General features: G+C 60.8%; 7 protein-coding genes. 6 read left to right on the top strand and 1 reads right to left on the bottom strand.

The genetic code is table 11. The annotated features are described in order from the left end of the window. Positions 1-920: DUF1853 family protein (locus PMI01S_RS30535; RefSeq protein ID WP_084323884.1), on the bottom strand; the 920-nt coding region annotated here is incomplete at its 3' end. Positions 921-1,035: 115 nt separating this feature from the next. On the opposite strand from PMI01S_RS30535, the gene PMI01S_RS30530 reads away from it, so the two are divergent. Genes PMI01S_RS30530 through pepN form a run of 6 tightly spaced genes read left to right on the top strand, consistent with a single transcriptional unit; the run spans position 1,036 to position 7,553 of the window. Further along, positions 1,036-1,926 carry an NAD(+) kinase gene (locus PMI01S_RS30530; protein WP_007988608.1) on the top strand — a complete coding sequence of 297 codons (891 nt, stop codon included), beginning with the start codon at positions 1,036-1,038 and terminating at the stop codon, positions 1,924-1,926. Then, positions 1,923-2,897 carry a metallophosphoesterase gene (locus PMI01S_RS30525; protein ID WP_174602695.1) on the top strand — a complete coding sequence of 325 codons (975 nt, stop codon included), beginning with the start codon at positions 1,923-1,925 and terminating at the stop codon, positions 2,895-2,897. Before PMI01S_RS30530 ends, PMI01S_RS30525 begins: the two co-directional genes overlap by 4 nt. Next, complete coding sequence (locus PMI01S_RS30520) at positions 2,894-3,775, top strand: rhomboid family intramembrane serine protease (RefSeq protein ID WP_084323882.1); 882 nt, start codon at positions 2,894-2,896, stop codon at positions 3,773-3,775. Before PMI01S_RS30525 ends, PMI01S_RS30520 begins: the two co-directional genes overlap by 4 nt. A 22-nt stretch (positions 3,776-3,797) precedes the next feature. Beyond that, on the top strand, positions 3,798-4,058 hold the full coding sequence (locus PMI01S_RS30515) for a YeaC family protein (protein ID WP_017338278.1): 261 nt from the start codon (positions 3,798-3,800) through the stop codon (positions 4,056-4,058). Further along, positions 4,055-4,885: a DUF2797 domain-containing protein gene (locus PMI01S_RS30510; protein ID WP_084323881.1), complete on the top strand. Its 831-nt coding sequence runs from the start codon at positions 4,055-4,057 to the stop codon at positions 4,883-4,885. The genes PMI01S_RS30515 and PMI01S_RS30510 overlap by 4 nt, the downstream gene beginning before the upstream one ends. 10 nt (positions 4,886-4,895) lie before the next feature. Next, the gene (gene pepN, locus PMI01S_RS30505; RefSeq protein WP_084323880.1) at positions 4,896-7,553 is read left to right on the top strand and encodes an aminopeptidase N; all 2,658 of its coding nucleotides are present in this window, start codon (positions 4,896-4,898) and stop codon (positions 7,551-7,553) included. Positions 7,554-7,650 lie beyond the last annotated feature (97 nt).

The following is a 7,650-nucleotide window of genomic DNA, read 5'->3' as shown; positions in this document are numbered from 1 at the left end:
TTCGCCACCAGAAACAACCGCTCTGCCTCTTCCCAATCCCCGTCGGCATTCTCGATCAACCGCACCAACAACTGCGCCGGCGCCAGCGGTTCCAGATCGCTGAGCCACGCCTCCAGCTGTTCGGCGTTCCAGGTCTGCTCCTCTGGATAATGCGCCGGCGCCAGCCAGGCATGGCGGGGCAGGGGTTGCCAGCGCCCGAACGGACGCTGTGCGACAAAATCCTTCCAGTCCTTTTGATGCAGCCAGCTTCCGCGTAAATGTTGCGGGTGCGCGCCGTCCGGTGATTGGGACTGTCCCGGCCACGGATACAGCAGATAACCGCCCAGCCACAAATGCGCACTGAACTGTTGAATGTCCAGCGCCGCCAGCACTTCACGGCTCTCCGGCCGGGCGGAAATCGGCAACTGATGCTGACTCAAGTGCGCCAGTTTGCGGTCCAGCCGATCGTGGCAACCCGGGCCCAGCCAGTGCGCCGTGTTGTGTCCGTCGCCCACTTGGGGGCCGAGGTAAAGCTTGATGGCCAGTTCCAGGTGATGCACGCCGTCGCGATCACGCAGCAGCATGTCCAGCTCGCCCAGCGTGTGGCCTTCACGGCGGATCGGCATATTGGCGGCAATCAGATCAATGCCCGGTGCATGCCGCACGGCGTATTGCCACAGCCGCTCATAGTACAGGCCCAAACGCCGGGTCCGGGCCTGGGCCAGCCAGTGCAGCAGGTCATAACTGTCGCGATCCAGTTGCCGCAGCCAAAGCTCCAGCCGCTCCGGTGCCTGGACCCAGTCACTGCCGGCCAGCGGATGGCGTTGCGGCCACGGCGTGACCTCGAGCATCGGCGGCGCGAGGATGACCCACGCCAGGTCACGCACCTCCGGGTGACGCAACTGGTGGGGTAACTGCAGCAAATCGGGAAATAGGATCATCTTGCGAGCATAGCCCTAAACATGAGTACACCCTTGTGGCTGAAAGGATTTTGTCTATCCCGCGCTTTCGCCCATAATCGTGTTTTTCGTCACCGCAGACCCCCGCAGGAGCCCCATGGAGCAATTTCGTAATATCGGCATCATCGGTCGCCTGGGCAGTTCGCAGGTGCTGGATACCGTCCGCCGACTGAAACGGTTTCTGCTCGATCGTCACCTGCACGTGATCCTCGAAGACACCATCGCCGAAGTGCTGCCGGGTCATGGCCTGCAAACCTCGTCGCGCAAGATGCTCGGTGAAGTGTGTGACATGGTGATTGTGGTCGGTGGTGACGGCAGCCTGCTCGGCGCCGCGCGCGCACTGGCCCGACACAACATTCCGGTGCTCGGAATCAACCGGGGCAGCCTGGGCTTTCTCACTGATATTCGCCCGGACGAGCTCGAAGTCAAAGTCGCCGAAGTGCTCGACGGTCACTACCTGGTGGAAAACCGCTTCCTGCTGCAGGCCGAAGTCCGACGCCACGCCGAGGCCATTGGCCAGGGCGATGCACTGAACGATGTGGTGCTGCACCCCGGCAAATCGACGCGGATGATCGAGTTCGAGCTGTACATCGACGGCCAGTTCGTCTGCAGTCAGAAGGCCGACGGCCTGATCGTCGCCACCCCGACCGGTTCGACCGCTTACGCGCTGTCGGCGGGTGGCCCGATCATGCACCCCAAGCTTGACGCTATTGTGATTGTGCCGATGTACCCCCATACCTTGTCGGGCAGACCAATTGTGGTCGATGGCAACAGTGAGCTGAAAATCGTCGTGTCCAAGGATATGCAGATCTACCCACAAGTCTCCTGTGACGGGCAGAACCACTTCACCTGTGCGCCGGGTGACACCATCACTGTCAGCAAGAAAGCGCAGAAGCTGCGGCTTATCCATCCGCTCGACCACAACTACTACGAGGTCTGCCGAACCAAGCTCGGCTGGGGCAGCAAGTTGGGGGGTGGAGGCGACTGATGCTTGATCCCGCGCGAAGTTACGACCTGATCGGTGACGTGCACGGATGCGCTCTGACCCTTGAGCACTTGCTCGACCGGCTCGGTTATCACAAACAAGGTGGTGTCTGGCGGCATGCGTCGCGCATGGCGGTGTTCGTCGGTGACATCATCGACCGTGGCCCGCGTATTCGCGAGGCGCTGCACATCGTCCACGACATGGTCGAGGCTGGCCAGGCGCTGTGCATCATGGGCAACCACGAATTCAACGCTCTGGGCTGGAGTACACCGGCGCCTCCGGGCAGCGGCAAGCAGTTCGTCCGTGAGCACACCCCGCGTCATGCGCGCCTGCTGGGCGAAACCCTGACCCAGTTTGAAGATCACCCCGGCGACTGGCATGACTTCCAGCAATGGTTCTACGAATTGCCCCTGTTTCTGGATGCAGGACGTTTCCGCGTGGTGCACGCCTGCTGGGATTCGGGCCTGATCGAGCCGTTGCGCGCGCTGTTTCCCGATGGCTGCGTCGATGAACATTTCCTCCAGGCTTCGGCCGTTCCGGGCAGTTTTGCCTGCACCGTGTTCGATCGCTTGCTGCGTGGCACCGACATGCGGTTGCCCCACGGTTTGACCATGACCAGCGGCGATGGCCTGACGCGCTCGTTCTTCCGCACCAAGTTCTGGGAAGACGACCCGCAGACCTACGGCGACATCGTGTTCCAGCCGGACGCCTTGCCGGAACCCGTGGCCCGGACGCCGTTGTCCTCCACCGAAAAAGACACCTTGCTGCGCTATGGCATTGACGAGCCCCTGTTGTTCGTCGGCCACTACTGGCGCAGCGGTAAACCGGCGCCCATCCGCCCGAACCTGGCCTGCCTGGATTACAGCGCGGTGCTCTACGGCAAACTGGTTGCCTATCGCCTGGACCAGGAAACCCGACTCGATCCGCACAAATTTGTCTGGGTCGATGTCGAACGGCCCGAGGCTCTGCGATGAGTGCCGTTGCCGTATTGCGCCTGCCACTGGCAGTTGATCTGAGCGGGTTCGTCAAACTGCTGGAACGCATGCAGGTGCCGCATCGGGTCAGCGAAGAACACGGCGAGCAGGTGCTTTGGGTGCCCGCCAGTATCAGTGAAGACGTGCGCGTACTTTACGAGCGTTTCCCGGCGGGCGATCCCGATCAGCAACTGGACATCGGGGTGGCGAAAACCAGTAAGCGTCCCGGTTTTGCCGAGCAATTGCGCCACGCCAAAGCGACGGCACTGGTGCTGTTGCTGAGCCTGATCGTCGGCGCGGTGACGCTGCTGGGCGAAAACCTCGACACGATGCGCTGGTTCACCTTCCTCGATTTCCGGGTGATCGGCGAGTACATCCATTTCACGCCACTGGCCGACAGCCTGGCGGCGGGGCAGTGGTGGCGTCTGGTGACGCCGATGCTGATCCACTTCGGTTTCCTGCACCTGGCCATGAACGGCATGTGGTACTGGGAGCTGGGGCGACGCATCGAGTCGCGCCAGGGCGGCATCAACCTGATCGGCCTGACCCTGCTGTTCGCCCTGGTGTCCAACTATGCCCAGTTCATTTTCAGCGGTCCGACCCTGTTTGGCGGGTTGTCCGGCGTGCTGTACGGCCTGCTCGGGCATTGCTGGATCTTCCAGCTTCTGTCGCCGAACCGGGCTTATCGCCTGCCGCGTGGCGTACTGGTGATGATGCTGATATGGCTGCTGCTGTGCCTGTCCGGGCTGGTCTCTTTGATCGGCTTCGGTGAAATTGCCAACGCCGCCCACGTCGGCGGGTTGCTCGTCGGATGCTTGACCGGTTTGTTGGGCGGTTTGTACAACCGCCGTAAACTGGCCATCCAGAATCGTATGTGAATCAAAGAGCACGGAGACCTTGATGTCCTCTTTTAACGAAATGATCAAAAACATCACCCCGGATATCTACCAGAGCCTGAAACTGGCGGTGGAAATCGGCAAATGGTCGGACGGTGGCAAACTCACCGCCGAGCAACGCGAACTGTCGCTGCAAGCGATGATCGCCTGGGAAATCCAGAACCTGCCGGAAGAAGAGCGCACTGGCTACATGGGCCCGCAGGAGTGCAGCTCCAAGTCGATCACCGTACCGAATATCCTGTTCAAGTCGGATGCCATCCATTGATCGAGATTGGCCGCGGTGCAATCAGTAAAATGTCGGCTCGCCTGGACGGGGCCGACGTGCAGTACGCGTTTCGTCTGGGCGAGGTCGAGGTGCCGGTCAATCCATTGATCGGCAGCACGGTTCGCCTGGAATACCTGGGGGCAATCTTCTGCTCCCATTGCGGACGCAAGACCAAAACCAGCTTCAGCCAGGGTTACTGCTACCCGTGCATGACCAAACTGGCGCAGTGCGATATCTGCATCATGAGCCCGGAGCGTTGCCACTATGACGCCGGCACCTGCCGTGAACCGGAGTGGGGACGGACGTTCTGCATGACCGATCACATTGTGTATCTGTCGAACTCGTCCGGGGTCAAAGTCGGGATTACCCGCGCCACCCAGCTGCCGACTCGCTGGATCGATCAGGGCGCCCGTCAGGCGTTGCCGATCATGCGCGTGTCGACCCGCCAGCAATCGGGCTTCGTCGAAGACCTGTTCCGCAGTCAGGTGGCGGACAAGACCAACTGGCGTGCTTTACTCAAGGGCGAAGCGGTTTCGGTGGACCTGGCCGAGGTTCGCGATCAGCTGTTTGATAGCTGCGCCGAAGGTTTGCAAGGTTTGCAGGAACGATTCGGCCTACAGGCAATCCAGACTATTGCCGATGTGGAACCGCTCGAAATCCGCTACCCGGTCGAGCAATACCCGGCCAAAATCGTCAGCTTCAACCTGGACAAGAACCCGATTGCCGAAGGCACGCTGCTGGGGATCAAGGGCCAGTACCTGATTTTCGACACCGGCGTGATCAATATTCGTAAATACACGGCTTATCAGCTCGCCGTGCATCAGTAAGGACTCCAGCATGCGCACCGAACAACCGAAGATGATCTATTTGAAAGACTATCAGGCGCCCGAGTACCTGATCGACGAGACGCACCTGACCTTCGAGTTGTTCGAGGACCACAGCCTGGTCCATGCGCAACTGGTGATGCGCCGCAACCCTGAACGAGGCCCGGGCCTGCCGCCGCTGGTGCTCGATGGTCAGCAGCTCGAATTGCTGTCGGTGACCTTGGCCGACCGCGAATTGAGCGAGGCTGATTATCAGCTGACCGAAAATCACCTGACCCTGCAGCCGACCAGCACCACGTTCACCGTCGACACCAGCGTCAGGATCCACCCGGAAACCAACACCGCGCTGGAAGGCCTGTACAAGTCCGGCACGATGTTCTGCACCCAGTGCGAGGCCGAAGGCTTCCGCAAGATCACCTATTACCTCGACCGCCCGGACGTGATGAGCAAGTTCACCACCACGGTGGTGGCCGAGCAGCACAGCTATCCGGTGCTGCTGTCCAACGGCAACCCGATTGCCAGCGGTCCGGGCGAAGACGGCCGTCATTGGGCGACGTGGGAAGATCCGTTCATGAAACCGGCGTACCTGTTTGCGCTGGTGGCCGGCGACTTGTGGTGCGTCGAAGACACCTTCACCACCATGACCGAGCGCTCCGTGGCGCTGCGCATTTATGTCGAGCCGGAAAACATCGACAAGTGCCAGCACGCCATGAACAGCTTGAAGAAGTCCATGCGTTGGGACGAAGAAGTCTATGGTCGCGAGTACGACCTGGACATCTTCATGATCGTCGCGGTCAACGACTTCAATATGGGCGCGATGGAGAACAAGGGCCTCAACATCTTCAACTCCAGCGCCGTGCTGGCTCGTGCCGAAACCGCGACCGACGCCGCGCACCAGCGCGTGGAAGCGATCGTGGCCCACGAGTACTTCCACAACTGGTCGGGCAACCGCGTGACCTGCCGCGACTGGTTCCAGTTGTCGCTGAAGGAAGGCTTCACCGTGTTCCGTGACTCCGGTTTCTCTGCCGACATGAACTCGGCAACCGTGAAACGCATTCAAGACGTGGCTTACCTGCGCACCCACCAGTTCGCCGAAGACGCTGGCCCGATGGCGCATGCCGTGCGCCCGGACAGCTTCATCGAGATCTCCAACTTCTACACCCTGACCGTGTACGAAAAGGGCTCGGAAGTGGTCGGCATGATCCATACCTTGCTCGGTGCCGAAGGCTTCCGCAAAGGCAGCGACCTGTACTTCGAGCGCCATGACGGCCAGGCCGTGACCTGCGACGACTTCATCAAGGCGATGGAAGATGCCAACGGTGTCGACCTGACCCAGTTCAAGCGCTGGTACAGCCAGGCCGGTACACCGCGCCTGGCAGTGAGCGAGTCCTACGACGCCGCCGCGAAAACCTACAGCCTGACCTTCCGGCAGAGCTGCCCGGCCACCCCGGACAAGGTTGAAAAACTGCCGTTCGTGATTCCTGTCGAGTTGGGCCTGCTGGACTCCAAAGGCGCTGCCATTGCGTTGCGTCTTTCCGGCGAAGCCAGCGCCCAGGGTACTTCTCGGGTCATTTCGGTGACTGAAGCCGAGCAGACCTTCACCTTTGTCGACATTGCTGAACAGCCTTTGCCTTCGTTGCTGCGCGGCTTCTCGGCACCGGTGAAACTGAGCTTCCCGTACAACCGTGATCAGCTGATGTTCCTGATGCAGCACGATAGCGACGGCTTCAATCGCTGGGATGCCGGTCAGCAACTGTCGGTGCAAGTGTTGCAGGAGCTGATCGCTCAGCAGCAGAGGGGCGAGAAGCTGGTCATGGATCAGCGTCTGGTTTCTGCGTTGCGCACCGTGCTGTCGGACGAGACGCTGGATCAGGCGATGGTTGCCGAAATGCTGTCGCTGCCGGGTGAGGCGTATCTGACCGAGATCAGCGAAGTGGCTGACGTCGATGCCATCCACATCGCGCGCGAGTTTGCCCGCAAGCAACTGGCGGACGGCTTGTTCGAGGCGTTGTGGCTGCGTTACCAGGCCAACCGCAATCTGTCGAAACAAACCCCGTACGTGGCCGAAGCCGAGCACTTTGCCCGTCGTGCATTGCAGAACATTGCGCTGTCTTACCTGATGTTGAGCGGCAAACCTGAAGTCCTGGCGGCGACGCTTGAGCAGTTCGAGACCAGCGACAACATGACCGAGCGCCTGACGGCGTTGGCCGTGCTGGTCAACTCGTCGTTCGAAGAAGACAAGGCGCGGGCGCTGGCGAGTTTTGCCGAACACTTCAAGGACAACCCGCTGGTCATGGATCAGTGGTTCAGCGTTCAGGCGGGCAGCACGTTGCCGGGTGGTCTGGAGCGGGTCAAGGCGTTGATGCAGCATCCGGCGTTCAACCTCAAGAACCCGAACAAGGTGCGGGCACTGGTCGGCGCGTTTGCGGGGCAGAACCTGATCAACTTCCATGCGGCGGATGGGTCCGGGTATCGCTTCCTTGCGGATCTGGTGATCGAGCTGAACGCCTTCAACCCGCAGATCGCTTCGCGCCAATTGGCGCCGCTGACGCGCTGGCGCAAGTATGACGATTCTCGTCAGGCATTGATGAAAGGTGAGCTGGAGCGGATTCGCGCTTCGGGTCAGCTGTCCAGCGATGTGTTTGAAGTGGTCAGCAAAAGCCTGGCTTGATTTGGCTTCGCTCCCGCAGGTGTTCACTTGTGGGAGCGGCGATCCGACTTGCTCGCGAAGACGGCCTGACAGCCGACCTGTTCTCGCGGACGTCCCC

The sequence above is a fragment of the Pseudomonas migulae NBRC 103157 genome, from assembly GCF_002091715.1.
GTDB classification, from domain to species: Bacteria; Pseudomonadota; Gammaproteobacteria; order Pseudomonadales; family Pseudomonadaceae; genus Aquipseudomonas; species Aquipseudomonas migulae_A.
Note: the sequence above shows the minus strand (reverse complement) of the source record. Positions and strands in the feature narration are given on the sequence as shown.